11 protein-coding genes are annotated in these 13,916 nt (G+C 74.0%); 5 read left to right on the top strand and 6 right to left on the bottom strand.

The window, feature by feature from the left end; genetic code table 11:
- Positions 1–31: 31 nt before the first annotated feature.
- Both aspT and ACFVS9_RS07185 read right to left on the bottom strand, forming a co-directional pair.
- A complete protein-coding gene (aspT, locus tag ACFVS9_RS07190) occupies positions 32–1,708 on the bottom strand; it encodes an aspartate-alanine antiporter (protein WP_383113575.1) in 1,677 nt (558 codons plus the stop codon).
- An 820-nt stretch (positions 1,709–2,528) separates the two neighbouring features.
- Complete coding sequence (locus tag ACFVS9_RS07185; protein WP_383113576.1) at positions 2,529–3,155, bottom strand: HAD family hydrolase; 627 nt, start codon at positions 3,153–3,155, stop codon at positions 2,529–2,531.
- A 313-nt stretch (positions 3,156–3,468) separates the two neighbouring features.
- Between ACFVS9_RS07185 and ACFVS9_RS07180 the strand changes: the two genes are divergently transcribed.
- Genes ACFVS9_RS07180 through ACFVS9_RS07165 form a run of 4 tightly spaced genes read left to right on the top strand, consistent with a single transcriptional unit; the run spans position 3,469 to position 7,436 of the window.
- On the top strand, positions 3,469–4,479 hold the full coding sequence (locus ACFVS9_RS07180; protein WP_383113594.1) for a FecCD family ABC transporter permease: 1,011 nt from the start codon (positions 3,469–3,471) through the stop codon (positions 4,477–4,479).
- Positions 4,476–5,561 carry a FecCD family ABC transporter permease gene (locus tag ACFVS9_RS07175; RefSeq protein ID WP_383113577.1) on the top strand — a complete coding sequence of 362 codons (1,086 nt, stop codon included), beginning with the start codon at positions 4,476–4,478 and terminating at the stop codon, positions 5,559–5,561. The genes ACFVS9_RS07180 and ACFVS9_RS07175 overlap by 4 nt, the downstream gene beginning before the upstream one ends.
- A complete protein-coding gene (locus ACFVS9_RS07170) occupies positions 5,558–6,454 on the top strand; it encodes an ABC transporter ATP-binding protein (protein ID WP_389930750.1) in 897 nt (298 codons plus the stop codon). The genes ACFVS9_RS07175 and ACFVS9_RS07170 overlap by 4 nt, the downstream gene beginning before the upstream one ends.
- Before the next feature lies 1 nt (position 6,455).
- Complete coding sequence (locus ACFVS9_RS07165) at positions 6,456–7,436, top strand: ABC transporter substrate-binding protein (RefSeq protein ID WP_383113579.1); 981 nt, start codon at positions 6,456–6,458, stop codon at positions 7,434–7,436.
- 81 nt (positions 7,437–7,517) lie between these two features.
- On the opposite strand, the gene ACFVS9_RS07160 is transcribed toward ACFVS9_RS07165, so the two are convergent.
- The 3 genes from ACFVS9_RS07160 to ACFVS9_RS07150 all read right to left on the bottom strand — a co-directional run bounded on the left by ACFVS9_RS07160 (position 7,518) and on the right by ACFVS9_RS07150 (position 10,328).
- The gene (locus ACFVS9_RS07160) at positions 7,518–8,090 is read right to left on the bottom strand and encodes a TetR/AcrR family transcriptional regulator (RefSeq protein ID WP_383113580.1); all 573 of its coding nucleotides are present in this window, start codon (positions 8,088–8,090) and stop codon (positions 7,518–7,520) included.
- An 11-nt stretch (positions 8,091–8,101) separates the two neighbouring features.
- Positions 8,102–8,683, bottom strand: coding sequence for a sugar O-acetyltransferase (locus ACFVS9_RS07155; RefSeq protein WP_383113581.1), 582 nt, complete (start codon positions 8,681–8,683; stop codon positions 8,102–8,104).
- A gap of 496 nt (positions 8,684–9,179) precedes the next feature.
- Positions 9,180–10,328, bottom strand: coding sequence for a hypothetical protein (locus tag ACFVS9_RS07150; protein ID WP_389930746.1), 1,149 nt, complete (start codon positions 10,326–10,328; stop codon positions 9,180–9,182).
- Between the two features lie 63 nt (positions 10,329–10,391).
- Here ACFVS9_RS07150 and ACFVS9_RS07145 point away from each other — a divergent pair, with 63 nt between their 5' ends.
- Positions 10,392–12,857, top strand: coding sequence for a helicase-associated domain-containing protein (locus ACFVS9_RS07145; protein ID WP_383113583.1), 2,466 nt, complete (start codon positions 10,392–10,394; stop codon positions 12,855–12,857).
- Between the two features lie 129 nt (positions 12,858–12,986).
- On the opposite strand, the gene ACFVS9_RS07140 is transcribed toward ACFVS9_RS07145, so the two are convergent.
- Positions 12,987–13,898: a hypothetical protein gene (locus tag ACFVS9_RS07140; protein WP_389930742.1), complete on the bottom strand. Its 912-nt coding sequence runs from the start codon at positions 13,896–13,898 to the stop codon at positions 12,987–12,989.
- Between the last annotated feature and the right edge of the window lie 18 nt (positions 13,899–13,916).

Below are 13,916 nucleotides of genomic sequence, written 5' to 3'. Positions count from 1 at the left end.
GTGGGGTTCGGTGGTCGGGAGGACGCTCATGTCAGGCCCCCAGCACGCCGACGAGGACCGGCCCGGTCAGCGGGAGCAGGAAGTTGGAGAGCGTGTACGTGATCGTGTAGCCGAGGAGCGGTACGGAGCTCTGGGCCACCTGGGTGATGGAGGTGATCGCCGGGGTGGAGCACTGCTGCCCCGCGATGGCGCCGATCAGGAGCGGCTTCTCGATCTTCAGCAGCCGGGTGCCGACGATCAGCGAGACCGTCGCCGGGACCAGGACCATGGCGATGCCCGCCAGCGGAAGCAGCGCGCCGTACTCCTTGAGCAGTGGCCAGGCCTGCGGTCCGGCGGCGAGCCCGGTGCAGGCGATGAACACGGCCAGGCCCATGTCCTTGAGGGTGCTCGCCGCCTGCGGGGGGAAGGCGCCGAAGGTCTGCCGGCGGGAGCGGAACCAGCCGAAGACGAGGCCGGAGATCAGGCAGCCGCCGCCGGTGCCGAGGGAGAGCGGGACGTCCCCGGCCTTGACCACGATCTGGCCGAGCAGGGAGCCCGCGACGATGCCGAATCCCAGGTAGATGAAGTCGGTGGAGTCGTTCTTCACCACCGCGCCGATCTTCGCGACCAGCTTGTTCAGTCCGCCGCGGGCGCCGACCAGGGTGAGCACGTCGCCCCGGGCCAGCGTCGTCTCACCGCTGGCGGGCAGGTGCTGGTCGTTGCGCAGGACGTCGGTGATGTAGACGCCGTCCTCGCGGAACTCCGGGTGGGTCTTCTCCAGCCGGTCGATGGTCGCGCCGGCGGTGGCCTTCTCCGTCACCGCGACCTGACGGGTGGCCAGCGGGGTGTCGAGACCCGGCACCGCCGGGGTCTCCGGGCCGATCTCCCGCCCGGCCTCGATGATGGCCGAGCGCCGGCCGACCACCTGGACGAGGTCGCTGAGCGTCAGCTCCAGCGCGGCGTCCGGGGTGAGCAGCTTGCTGCCGCGCTTGACGCCCTCGACGGTGACCCGGCCGCCGAGGGCCCGTTCCAGGTCCCCTACGGTCCGCCCGTCGGCCAGGGTCACCAGATAGGTCCGGCCGACCGTGCCGGGCAGCGCCTCACGCTCGTCGGACTCCAGCCCGCTCCCGCCGCCGCGCATCTTCTCCCACAGCTCACGCGAGGCGTCGGCGAGGTCGATGCGGAGCAGCATGGGCATGATCTGGCTGGTGAAGAGGACGATGGTGATCAGGCCGAACAGGTAGCAGACCGTGTACGCGGTGGCCACGTGCCCCTGGTACTGGGAGACCTGTGCGGAGGTCAGGTCTCCGAGCTTGCCGATGGCCTCGGTGGCCGTCCCCACGACGGCGGACTCGGTGGCCGCCCCGGCCAGGATCCCGGCGGCGGTGCCGACGTCCAGCCGGAAGGCCTTGGCGAGCCCGTAGGCGATGCCGAGCACGCAGACCAGCTCGATCAGGCAGAGCACGAAGAAGCGCAGGCTGCGGCGGTTGAGGTTGGAGAAGAACTGCGGACCGGCCATGTAGCCCAGCGAGAAGATGAACAGGGCGAAGAAGACGGTCTTCACGTCGTCGTCGACGCTGATGTGCTGGGTGCCGAGCAGCAGCGACACGATCAGCGTGCCGCAGATACCGCCGAGCGTGATGGGCCCCACGCGGAGCTTGCCGATGAGGTAGCCGGCGGCGAGGCAGAGGAAGAGGGAGAGGGCGGGGTTGTCGCGGAGAACACCCACCCCGCCTCAGCTGCCGATCCGGACATACCGGCAATGCGGGCAATTAGTGACCATAGGGGCGAAATTAACAGCAGCGCCGCAGGACGGCACCCGCGCTCGCGCGGGCTGGCCCGGCACGCACGGCTGCCCGCCCTTCCCCGGGGAGGGGGGGCGGCTGCACGGAGGCTCGCGCCGACGGCCGGGCCCACATGCGTCGGGGCGTCGGCGGTTGGTCGGGCGGTCGGCGGGCGAGCCGGGCGGGCGGGCGGTCGGCGGGCGAGCCTGGCGGGCGGTTGGCCGGCGGGCCAGGGCGGGCAGGCGGTTGACGGGCCGGTCGGGGGCGGTTGGCCGGTCGGTCGGGGGGCGGTTGGCCGGTCAGGTCAGGTCAGGTCAGGGCGGCACGGGCTGCCACCGTCCCGGCTCACGAGCCGGACGCCCGCGCCAGGTCGGCCGATCCTCACGCCGCACGGGCCGGACGGCCCGAGTCAGGCCACCCAACCGTTTCACCGCGCGAGCCGGAACGCCGGTGCCGGGCCACCCACACCGTCACCAGCCCCAGGCCCCACGTGCCAGGTCAGGGCACCCACGTCGTCACCGCATCCACGCCGGAACAGCCGGGGCCGTACCCGGAACAGCCAGGGTCGGGGTGGAGCAGCCGCACCCGCCCCGCAACAGCCCCACCCGCACCCGGAACAGCCGGAGCCGGGGTGAATCAGCCGCACTCGCGCAGGAACAGCCGGGGCCGGGGTGAATCAGCCGCACCCGCCCCGCAACAGCCCCACCCGCGCCCGAACAGCCGGGGCCATGACGGAACAGCCCCACCCGCGCCCCGAACGCCGGGTCAGGCCGCCGCGAAGGTCCGCAGCCAGTCGGGGAAGGCCAGGAGGTCCGGCAGGACCACCTCGGCTCCGGCGGCCCGCAGTTCCTCCTCGGCGCACGGGCCGGTGGTGACCCCGACCGACAGGGCGTTCGCCGCGTGCGCGCCGCGGACGTCCCCGATGTGGTCGCCGACGTAGATCCCCGCGCCGTGCTCCAGGAGCGCCTCCGCCTTGCCCTCGGCCCAGAGTCCGCCGATCAGCACGTCCGCGTCTATGCCGAGGTGCGCGAGGTGGAGCTTGGCGTTCGGTTCGTACTTGGCGGTGACGACCATCGCCCGTCCGCCCAGCGCCTGGACGGCCGCGACGGCCTCCCGGGCGCCGGGCAGCGCGGTCGACGGCGTGATGGCCGTGTCCGGGTAGATCACCCGGTACCGGGCGCAGGCACCGGCGACCGCGTCGGCCGGGAACCAGTGGACCATCTCGTCCTCGAGCGGCGGCCCGAGCCGGCTGACGACCAGGTCGGTGTCGATGTACACACCCGTCTCGGCGGCCAGCGTCTCGTAGGCGGCCTTGATACCGGGCCGGGAGTCGATGAGGGTCATGTCGAGGTCGAAACCGACCGTCAAGGTGTGTGAGGGCATGCTCCCCATTGTGCCGACCACCCCCGCCGGGGTGACCGGCCCGCCCGGGGGCTGGATACGGCGGCCGCGGGGCCCGGGACCCGGTGAGGACCCCACGGGCCGCGCACCGCTCCACGGCAGGCGGACCCCTGGCGCCCGCCCGGCCCCTGGTGGAACCGCGCAGGCGCCGGGAGCGGAGAGAGGGCGCCGCAGTCCGCCCGGCACCGGGAGGGCACAGGCGCCCTGCCCCGGCCCAGGGGCCCCACATAGACTTAGCCAAGCCTTACTTCCCAATGTCCTGATCTCCGCAGTTCCCCCGGCCACGCTCACCCGATTGGTTCCGATGGCAGCCGCCGCTCCACGCCTGTCCAGACGCGCGTTCGCGATCGCCGCCGCCGTCGTCGCCCTGCTGCTCGCCGTCCTGCTCAGCCTCGCCGTGGGGGCGCGGACCATCGCGCCGTCGGAGGTTCTGGACGCCCTGCTGCACGGCGGGCACTCCGACGCCGCCGAGGTGATCCGCCAGATGCGGGTGCCGCGCACCCTGATCGGGCTCATGGTCGGCGCCGGGCTCGCCCTCGCGGGCACGGTGCTCCAGGGCATCACCCGCAACCCGATCGCCGACCCGGGGATCCTCGGGATCAGCCAGGGCGCCTCGGTGGCCGTCGTCCTGGCCATCGCGTACGCCGGGATCCACACCCTCACCGGCTACGTGTGGTTCGCGTTCGGCGGTGCCGCCGTCGCGTCCGTCGCGGTGTACGCGGTCGCCTCCCGGGGCCGGGGCGGCGCGACGCCGGTGAAGCTCGCGCTGGGCGGTGCCGCGATCAACGCGCTGCTGGTGTCGGTGACCATGGCGGTGCTCACCACGAAGGCGTCGGCCCTCGACGAGTTCCGCTTCTGGCAGGTGGGCTCGATCGCGGGCCGGGAGGCACAGGTCGCCCAGCAGATCTGGCCGTTCCTCCTGATCGGCGCCGTACTCGTGCTGTCCGTGGCCCGCGGGCTCGACGCGCTGGCCCTGGGCGACGACGTCGCGAAGGGCCTGGGGCAGAACGTCGCGGCCGTCCGCGTCGTCGGCGGCATCGGAGCGACCGTGCTCACCGGGGCGGGCGTCGCCGCGGCCGGTCCGATCGCCTTCGTCGGCCTCGCGGTCCCGCACATCGCCCGCGCGATCGTGGGGGGCGACCATCGCTGGGTGCTGCCGATGGCGGCCCTCGTCGGACCGGTGATGCTCCTGGTCTCCGATGTCGTCGGCCGCGTCCTGTTCCCACCCGGCGAGGTCCCGGCCGGTGTGATGACGGCGCTGATCGGCGTCCCGTTCCTGGTCACCCTCGTACGCCGGAAGGCGGTGCCCGCATGAGCGCGGACACGGCAGTGCCCGTACGCGCCCCGGTCCGGCCCGCCGGATACCGGGTCGTGCGGCTCGGGAAGCGGGCCCGGTTCCTGCTCCACCGGCGGGCGTCGCTCGTCGCGGCGGCCCTCACCGCCCTGCTGGCGGCGGTCTGTGTCGCCTACCTGTGCGTCGGCGAGAGCTTCGTGGCGCCCGCGGAGGTCGTGAAGGTCGTCCTGGGGCAGCCGTCCCCGGACGAACTGGTCGTGGGCACGCTGCGGCTGCCCCGCATGGTGGTCGGGCTGCTCGTGGGCGCGGCGTTCGGGATCGCCGGGGCGCTGATCCAGACCGTCGCCCGCAACCCGCTCGCCAGCCCCGACATCATCGGTGTCAGCCAGGGCGCGAGCGCGCTCACGGTCGGCGCGATGACCTTCGGCCTCACCTCGTACACCGTCCTGCCCTACCTCTCCGTCGTCGGAGGCGTCGCCGCCGCGGTGCTGGTGTACGTCTTCGCGTGGCGCGGCGGGCTCCACGCGACCCGCTTCGTCCTCATCGGGATCGGCTTCGCCATCGCGCTCCGGTCGGTGACGACCCTGTTCCTGACGAAGGGCGACTACCTGGTCGCCCAGCAGGCGCAGATCTGGATGACGGGTTCGCTCAACGGCCGGGGCTGGGACGAGGCCGCCCCGATCGGCTGGGCGCTCCTCGTCCTGCTGCCCGCCGTGCTGTGGGCGGCGCGCGCCCAGCGCACCGTCTCCATGGACGACGACACCGCCACGGCGCTGGGGGTACGCCTCGGGCGGGTACGGCTCGGGCTCGTCGCCCTCGGGGTGATCCTGGCGTCCGTGGCTACGGGGACGGCGGGACCGGTCGACTTCGTGGCGCTGCTCGCCCCGCAGATCGCCCGGCGGATGACGCGCACGGCGCAGATCCCGCTGCTCTGCTCGGCGCTCATGGGCGCCGTGATCGTCGTCTTCGCCGACCTGCTGGCCCGCCGGCTCTTCTCCCCCACCGAACTCCCGGTGGGCGTGCTGACGGCGGCGGTCGGCGCCCCGTACCTGATCTGGCTGATCATCCGCGGCCACGGTGGCCGCACTGGAGGCAACGCATGACGACGACCCGTCCCACGGACACGGACACGGACGCCGCTGCCGGCACCGGGAGCGCTTCGGGTTCCTCGAGGCTCGCGGCGCGCGCCCTGACCCTCGCCTACGACGACCGCACCGTCGTGCACGAACTGGACCTGGCCGTTCCCGACGGGTGTGTGACGGTCATCGTCGGCCCGAACGCCTGCGGCAAGTCCACGACCCTGCGCGCCCTCGGGCGCCTCCTGAAGCCGGCCGGCGGGGCGGTGCTCCTGGACGGCACGGAGCTCTCCCGCATACCCACCCGCACCATCGCCCAGTCGGTCGGGCTGCTCCCGCAGACCCCGGTGGCCCCCGAGGCGATCACCGTCTCCGACCTCGTCGCCCGTGGCCGCCAGCCCCACCAGCGGTGGTGGCAGCAGTGGTCGGACGCGGACGAGCGCGCGGTGACGGAGGCCATGGAGCGTACGGACGTCACGGCGCTCGCCGACCGGCCGGTGGACGAGCTGTCCGGGGGCCAGCGCCAGCGGGTGTGGATCGCCATGGCGCTCGCCCAGGACACGGACCTGCTGCTGCTCGACGAGCCCACCACGTACCTCGACATCGCGCACCAGGTCGAGGTCCTGGACCTGGTGCGCCGGCTGGCCGCCCCGGCGGCGGACGGCACCCGGGGGCGGACCGTCGTCACCGTCCTGCACGACCTCAACCAGGCCGCCCGGTACGCCGACCACCTCGTCGCCATGAAGGAGGGCCGCATCGTCGCCGAGGGGGCGCCCGGTGACGTCGTCACCGCCGGGCTCGTGCGCGAGGTCTTCGGCCTGGAAGCGGTCATCGTCCCGGACCCGGTCACCGGCTCACCGCTCGTCGTGCCCGGCGCGCCCTGGACCCCCACCCCGTCCTTCTCCGGAAAGGCTCTCTGACATGCCCTCCTCGTCCCGTCTGCTCGTCGCCGGTTCGCTGGCCGTGACCGCGGCGCTGGCCCTCACCTCCTGCGGCTCGTCCGGTCCGGACCCGGACTCCGGTTCCGGGTCCGGGTCCTCCTCGGACGGCGGGACGCACACGGTCGCCACGGCCATGGGCAACATCAAGGTGCCGGTGGCACCGCGGCGGGTCGTGGTCCTGGACACCGCCGAGCTGGACTCCGCTCTCACCCTCGGGGTGAAGCCGGTCGGCGCGACCCACACCGGCACGGAGTCGGGATTCCTGAGCTACCTCCCGAAGGACCAGGTGGAGGGCATCGAGGACGTCGGCGAGATGATGACGCCGAACCTGGAGGCCATCGCGGGGCTGAAGCCGGACCTGATCCTCACCAGCAAGATCCGGCACGGCGACAAGTACGCCGAGCTGACGAAGATCGCCCCGACGGTCATGACGGAGAACACGGGCTACCCCTGGAAGGAGAACTTCCAGGTCCACGCCAACGCGCTGGGCAAGGTCCCGGCAGCCGAGAAGGTGATCGCCGGTTACGACGCCCACGTCGGCGAGGTCACCGAGGCGCTCGGCGGCAAGGAGAAGGCGGCGGCCACCGAGGTCAACATGGTCCGCTTCGTCGAGGGCGCGGACATCCGCGTCTACGGCCGCGAGAACTACATCGCGACGATCCTCGCCGACGTCGGGCTCGGCAGGCCCGCGATCGTGGACAAGGCCAAGGACGGCTTCTCGTACGACGTCAGCCCGGAGAAGATCGACCAGGCGGACGCGGATGTCGTCTTCCACTCGACGTACGGCGACGCCGAGAAGTCCAAGGAGACGCGGACCGTGGGCAGCGGCCTGTGGAAGAACATGGGCGCGGTGAAGAACGGCAAGGTGTTCGCGGTCGAGGACGAGCTCTGGATCCAGGGCATCGGCTACACGGCGGCCGACAGGATCCTGGACGAACTTCAGGCGGACCTGACGAAGTAGGGGCCGCCGAGCCCTGGGATGCCTGTGGGGCGCGGGGTCAGGTCCGCGCCCCACAGGCGGTTCGGGGAAAGGTACGCCGGTCTACGGGTTGGAGGTCCGGTGACCGGTCCGCGCGCCGGAGGTCATGCGCAGCACCGCCAGGCGCGTCAGCTCGCGGGTCTGCGGCTCGGTGTCGAGGGCCCGGTGCAGGGCGAGCCCCTCGATCAGCGCGTCCAGCTGACGGGCCGTGTCCGGGTCGAAGTGCTGCTCCAGGAGGCGGCGGCTGCGGTTCATCCAGGCGTGGGTGAGCTCGCGGTACTCGTCGCGGCGGGCGGCCAGCGTGTAGAGCTCCTGGGTGAGCACCAGTTCCCGGCGGGGCCCTTCGGAGAGCAGGTGGATGAGGTCGGTGACGGCCTCCCGGGCCTGCTCGGGAGTCTCGACCCGCCCGAGGTGCAGCTCGAACACGGCCACGATCTGGTCGGCGAAGCGGGTGAACGCCTCGCGCAGCAGGTCGTCGATGCCGCTGAAGTGGTACGTCATCGAGCCCAGCGGCACATCGGCGCGGACGGCGATCTTGCGGTGCGAGACGCCGGCGACCCCCTCCTCGGCGATGTGGTCGAGCGTGGCGGCGAGGATGCGTTCGCGCCGCTGCGGGTCCGTGTGTCCGGTGGCCATGGGGCGGCCGGTCAGATGCCGCGCACGACGCGGGCGGGGTTGCCCACGGCGACGACGTCGGCGGGGATGTCCTTCGTGACCACGGCCCCCGCGCCGATCACGGAGTTGTCGCCGATCGTCACGCCGGGGCACACGATGACGCCGCCGCCGAGCCAGACGTTGTCGCCGATGGTGATGGGGAGCGCGGCTTCCAGCTTGTCCCGGCGCGGGCCCGGCTCCACGGGGTGGGTCGGGGTGAGGAGCTGGACGTTGGGGCCGATCTGGCAGTCCTCACCGATGGTGATGCGCGCGACGTCCAGCGCGGTGAGGTGGTAGTTGACGAAGGTGCGGGCGCCGATGGAGATGTTGCTGCCGTAGTCGACGTACAGCGGCGGGCGCAGATCGACGCCTTCGCCCACGGAGTCCAGCAGTTCGGCCAGGATCGCCCCGGCCGCCGCGGCGTCCTCGGTGTGGGCCGCCTGGAAGCGGGCCATGAGGCGCATCGCACGCTGCTGTCGCTGGGCGATCTCGGGATCGTCGGCGATGTAGAGGTCACCCGCGAGCATGCGCTCCAGGTTCGTGCGCGGATCGTTGGCGAAGTAGTCCGTCGGCATGCGCAGGAGCGTACACGCTGAAATGTACGAACGTACACTCCTGTGCCGCACACCCCTGCCACGCTCGTCCGCGCCCGCCGGGGTCCCGCCGGGGCGCAGGGGTGCCGGGACGCCGGGACGCCGGGACGCTCGCCCGTCCACGCGCGGCGTACGCCCGCGCCCCCTCGGTCCGGCACCGCGCAGACCCGATGCCCCCGTAGGCCCGGCGCGGCCCCGTACGCCCGGCGCACCCTGTAGGCCCCACAGCCCGCGCGCGCCGTACGCGCGTCCGCACATCACATCGACCGCCGCCGCACGCGGCACATGCCCCGCACGCCGACCTCACGCCCTGCGCGAGCGCCGTTCCCTGCCCTCGCGCCGTACGCGCGCCGTGCACGCTGAACCACCCCGTACGCGCGCCCCGTCGCGCAACCGTCCGCGCGCGCTCGGCCGCGCCCCAGAGGCTCCGGCGCACCGAAGCGCAGCCCCTGGGAGCCGTGTCCTCAGCCGTGGAGCCTCAGCCCTGGAGCCTGCGTGACCTCCACACCAGGTAGAGCGCCGACGCGACCGCCGCGACCCGCACCACCACGGGCCAGACGTCGGTCATCGCGTCGCCCACCGCGCCCTCCGCCAGGGGCTCGCCCCAGCGACCGTCCATGCGTCCCCACAGCCAGACGAACGCGCCCGCCACGACCACGCCCGGCAGGCCCATCGCGACCCACTTCGCCTCCGCCCGCGAGAACTTCCGCGAGCTGTACGCCAGCAGCCAGCCGCCCGCGAGCGCCAGCCACGATCCGAGCACCGCCCCGGCCACGAGCAGCAGGGCCGCCAGCAGCAGCAAGGGGTTCGAGAGGCGGGGCCGCGCCGCCGCGCCGCCCTCCACGGCCACCCGCCGGAGACGGGGCAGCCGCAGCTTCCGCCGGTGCGGGGGCGGGGGCGCGGGCTGCGCCTCCTCCTCGCCCGCCGCCGCGTCCGGCTCCTCCGCTGCCACCGGTGGGCGCGGTGCGGGGGTCTTCGGGACGCTCGGCATCCCGAACAGCTCGGGGCTCTCCAGCCCGCCGGAGAACCCGGGCACCGCCGTGCCGGGGCCCATCGCCCCCTGCCCGGGCACCCCCTCGCCGAACGGCCCCGGCTCGATCCGCCACCACTCGGGCTCCCCCTCCGACGGAGCCTCGGCCAGGCCCGCCATGTGCGGTGCGGCAGCCGACGGCCAGTCCCGCACCGGTTCCGGACCGGCCGGCGGCTCCCCCTCGGGCTCGGCGGTCCCGGATCCGGTCCCGGATTCCGTGCTCACCGGCGGCGCGGCGTCCCGCGACGCGCCCTTGCCCGAAGCGTCTTTCCGGAGCAGACCCAGCCGGGCCCGTGGCACCCGGCGCGGCTCCGGGGCGTCCGGGGAAGCACCGGTCCGGGGTGAGGGCAGCGGCACCGCCCCGTCCTCCGACCCGGCCGCCGCGGACACGAGTTCACCGGGTGCGCCGAGCCTGCCCAGGATGCGCCGGACCGCGGCGGGAGAGTCCGTACCGTCCGTGCCGCGCTGCCGTTCGATCTCGCCCCGCAGCGTCGCGACGAGCCTCATCCGGGCGCCCGACGGCAGCTGTTGCTGCTGCGCCAGGTCACCGACCCGGCTGAGATAGTCGTAGACGAGCTGGTCGCTCTCGATGCCCACGCGTTCCTTCTCCCTCCACCGCCCTGCCCCGACGGTAGCGTTCCAGCGGCTACCGTGGGACGGATGGGGACGACCACACCACCGCGCACGCTCGCCGAGGCTCTGCGCGCCCGGAGCGACGAATCGCTGGCAGGGCTGCTGCGCGCCCGCCCCGACCTGCTCAACCCCGTGCCGAACGACATCACCCAGCTCGCGACGCGGGCCGGTACGCGCGCCTCCGTCGTCCGCGCGCTGGAGCACCTCGACCGGTTCGCCCTGCAGACCGCGGAGGCGCTGGCCGTGGCACCGGACCCGGCTCCCTACGACACGCTGCTCGCGCTCCTCACCGGTGACGGGCAGGACGACGGCGACGGGCGCGACGACGCGGGCGCGACGATCACCGCCGCCCTGCCCGCCGCCCTCACGACGCTGCGTGAACAGGCCCTGGTCTGGGGCGAGGACACCCGGCTGCACCTCGTCCGCACCGCGCGCGAACTGCTCGCCCCTTCACCGCAGCACCCCTCCCCCACGGGGCTCGGCCCGACCGTCGCCGAGGCCACGGCCGGGATGTCACCCGGACGGCTCCAGGAGATCCTGGCCGCCGCCGGGCTGCCCCCCACCCACGACCCGGTGTCCGCCGTCACGGCCCTGGCGGGGCTCTTCACCGACCGGACCAGGATGGCGGAACTGCTGGACACCGCACCGGTGGAGGCGCTGGCCGTGCTCGACCGGCTGGTGTGGGGGCCGCCCTACGGGGAGGTCACGCCGAACCCCACGCCGCCCGTGCAATGGCTGCGCGACCGCGGGCTGTTGCTGCCCGTGTCGACGCGCACCGTCGTCCTGCCGCGCGAGGCGGCCCTGCACCTGCGGGCCGGCCGCGCGCACCGCGTACCCGAGCCCGTGGCCCCGGCCCTCGCGGCGGTGGCCGAGCGGGATCCCCAGGCTGTGGACAGAGCGGCGGCCGGCCAGGGCTTCATGGCGCTGTCCACCGTCGAGGAGTTGCTGAAGCTCTGGAACGACGGCGGCCCGGCCATACTCCGCGCGGGCGGCCTGAGCGTACGGGAGCTGAAGCGCGCCGCCACCGCGCTCGACGTCTCCGAGCCCGTCGCCGCCTTCTGGATCGAACTCGCCTACGCGGCGGGCCTGCTGGCCTCCGACGGCGAGACGGACGAGCGGTACGCGCCGACGCCCGCCTCCGACGAGTGGCTGGACCTCCCCGCCCAGGACCGCTGGACCCACCTCGCCACCGCCTGGCTCGCCGCCACCCGCACCGCCGGCCTGGTCGGCGGCCAGGACTCCAAGGGCCGGGCCCTGTCCGCGCTCGGCCCCGACCTGGACCGCTCGGCCGCCCCCGAGGTACGCCACCGGGTCCTGGCCCTCTTCGCGTCCCTCCCGCCCGGCACCGCACCCGATCCGCAGACCCTGCTCGCGCGCCTCCGCTGGGAACGGCCGCTGCGTACACCGGCACCGGGCGGGCCTCCGGCCCCCGACGGCGTCTCCGACCTGCGCTCCAGGATCGCCCTGTGGACGGCCAACGAGGCGGAGCTGCTGGGGATCACCGGCCGCGGGGCCCTCTCCTCCCAGGCCCGCGCGCTGCTCGACGAGGGGCCCGGCCGGGCCGCCGCCCTGCTCGCCCCGCTGATCCCCGAACCCCTGGACCACGTACTGCTCCAGGCCGACCTGACGGCGGTCGCCCCCGGACCGCTGGAACGTCCGCTCGCCGACATGCTCTCGGTGCTCGCGGACGTCGAGTCCAAGGGCGGGGCCACGGTCTACCGCTTCACCCCCGGCTCCGTACGCCGCGCCCTCGACGCCGGGAGGGCCGCGACGGACCTCCACGCCTTCCTGGCCACCCACAGCCGTACGCCGGTCCCGCAGCCGCTGAGCTACCTCATCGACGACGTGGCGCGCCGCCACGGCCACCTGCGGATCGGTGCCGCCTCCGCCTACGTGCGCTGCGACGACGAGGCCGTGCTCAACGAGATCCTGGCCGACAAGCGCTCGGCCACCCTGCGGCTGCGCCGGCTCGCGCCGACCGTCCTGGCCGCGCAGGCCGACCCGGCCTCGCTCCTTGAAGGGCTGCGCGAGATGGGCTACGCCCCGGCCGCGGAATCCGCCGAGGGTGACGTCCTGATCACCCGCGCCGGGGCCCGCCGCACCCCGCCCCGTACGCCGCCCGTCCCCGTCCCCGAGGGCCCTCCGGTCCCGGACGCCACCCTGCTCACCGCGGCGGTCCGGGCCGTCCGGGCCGGCGACTCGGCCGCCAGAGCCGTCCGCAAGGACGCCCCGGGCACCGCTGCGACGGGCTCCCTGCCGCGCACGACGCCCGCCGAGACCCTGGCCACGGTGCAGGCCGCGGCGATGACCGGCTCCGCGGTCTGGATCGGCTACGTCAACGCCGACGGAGCGGCCAGCCAGCGGGTGATCGCCCCGGTCAAGGTGGAGGGCGGCTTCGTGACGGCGTACGACCACACGGCGGACGAGGTACGCACGTATCCGCTGCACCGGATCACGGGCGTCGCGGAACTCGCCGACGAACAGACGACCTGACGGGCTGACGCTGGCGTGCCGACGCTGACGGGCCGACGTGCTGACGGGCTGACGGGCTGACGTGCCGACGGCAGCCAGGCCCGGCAGGTGTCATGCTCACCGGGCGTGGGCCTGTCGGCCGGGGGTATGTCAGGCGGGATCGACGTCCCGGGCACGCTCGAAGGTCTCCGTGCCGGTGGCGCCCTTCTTCCACTCGACGGACAGGGTGTCGCCGGTCTGCTCCAGGTTCCCGACGCGGTCCTTGTCCGCGACCCGGACCCCGTCCTCCTTGCAGAGCAGGGCCATCTCCAGGAAGCCACCGCTCCGGTCCTTCTGCCACCGCCCCTCGCACTCCAGGCCGTCGGTGGTGCTGAGGATCGCGTTGATCCGGGCGGGCTCGTCGCGGTACTCCTCGCCGAGCCCCAGCATCGTGGAGTCGGCGGCGCGCCAGACGGCCTGGAGTCCGGTCCCGGTCGGCTCGGGCGCGGCGGGGACCGTGGGGGACTCCTCGGACGTGTCCTCCGACGCGCTCGGCGCGGCGGTGGCGGTGGCCGGGCTCTCCTGCGCGACGGGCGCCGCGGGCTCGTCGCCGCCCCGGGTACCGACCACGAACCAGATCCCGGCGCCCAGCACGGCGAGAGCCACCAGACCGGCCCCCATCATCAGCGACGTACGCGGCTTCCCTGAGGACGAAGGCGAGGTCGAGGGCGCGGGCGCGGGCAGGGGCGGCGTGGGCTGCCCCTGCTGCGGCGGCACGGAATAGGCGCCGTACGGCGAAGGCTGCTGGGCCGGCTGAACAGGTTGGGGCTGCTGGAACTGCTGCGGCGGTTGAACTGGCCGAGGCTGCTGGAACTGCTGAGGTTGCTGCGGCGGCTGGAACTGTTGGGGTTGCTGCGGCGGCTGAACCGGCTGAGGTTGCTGCGGCGGCTCGGTGGCGTACGGGTTGTCCGGCACGGGCTGCCCGCCCTGCGGATTCCCGTACCCGGCCGACGGCGGCCCGTAGGGCGAGGGCGGCTGCGCGCCGGACGGCTGCTGCGGCGGCCAGGGCGGTGGCTGGGTCATGGTGTTCCTCCCCCGCGG

The sequence above is a fragment of the Streptomyces sp. NPDC058008 genome, assembly GCF_042886395.1.
In the GTDB taxonomy this organism is placed as follows: domain Bacteria; phylum Actinomycetota; class Actinomycetes; order Streptomycetales; family Streptomycetaceae; genus Streptomyces.
Note: the sequence above shows the minus strand (reverse complement) of the source record. Positions and strands in the feature narration are given on the sequence as shown.

What these genes read in the sequence shown, in the direction of transcription:
- ACFVS9_RS07185 (WP_383113576.1), bottom strand. Translation starts at nt 3,155, where the DNA reads ATGGGGAGCATGCCCTCACACACCTTGACGGTCGGTTTCGACCTCGAC.
- ACFVS9_RS07180 (WP_383113594.1), top strand. Translation starts at nt 3,469, where the DNA reads ATGGCAGCCGCCGCTCCACGCCTGTCCAGACGCGCGTTCGCGATCGCC.
- ACFVS9_RS07175 (WP_383113577.1), top strand. Translation starts at nt 4,476, where the DNA reads ATGAGCGCGGACACGGCAGTGCCCGTACGCGCCCCGGTCCGGCCCGCC.
- ACFVS9_RS07170 (WP_389930750.1), top strand. Translation starts at nt 5,558, where the DNA reads ATGACGACGACCCGTCCCACGGACACGGACACGGACGCCGCTGCCGGC.
- ACFVS9_RS07165 (WP_383113579.1), top strand. Translation starts at nt 6,456, where the DNA reads ATGCCCTCCTCGTCCCGTCTGCTCGTCGCCGGTTCGCTGGCCGTGACC.
- ACFVS9_RS07160 (WP_383113580.1), bottom strand. Translation starts at nt 8,090, where the DNA reads ATGGCCACCGGACACACGGACCCGCAGCGGCGCGAACGCATCCTCGCC.
- ACFVS9_RS07155 (WP_383113581.1), bottom strand. Translation starts at nt 8,683, where the DNA reads ATGCCGACGGACTACTTCGCCAACGATCCGCGCACGAACCTGGAGCGC.
- ACFVS9_RS07145 (WP_383113583.1), top strand. Translation starts at nt 10,392, where the DNA reads ATGGGGACGACCACACCACCGCGCACGCTCGCCGAGGCTCTGCGCGCC.
- ACFVS9_RS07140 (WP_389930742.1), bottom strand. Translation starts at nt 13,898, where the DNA reads ATGACCCAGCCACCGCCCTGGCCGCCGCAGCAGCCGTCCGGCGCGCAG.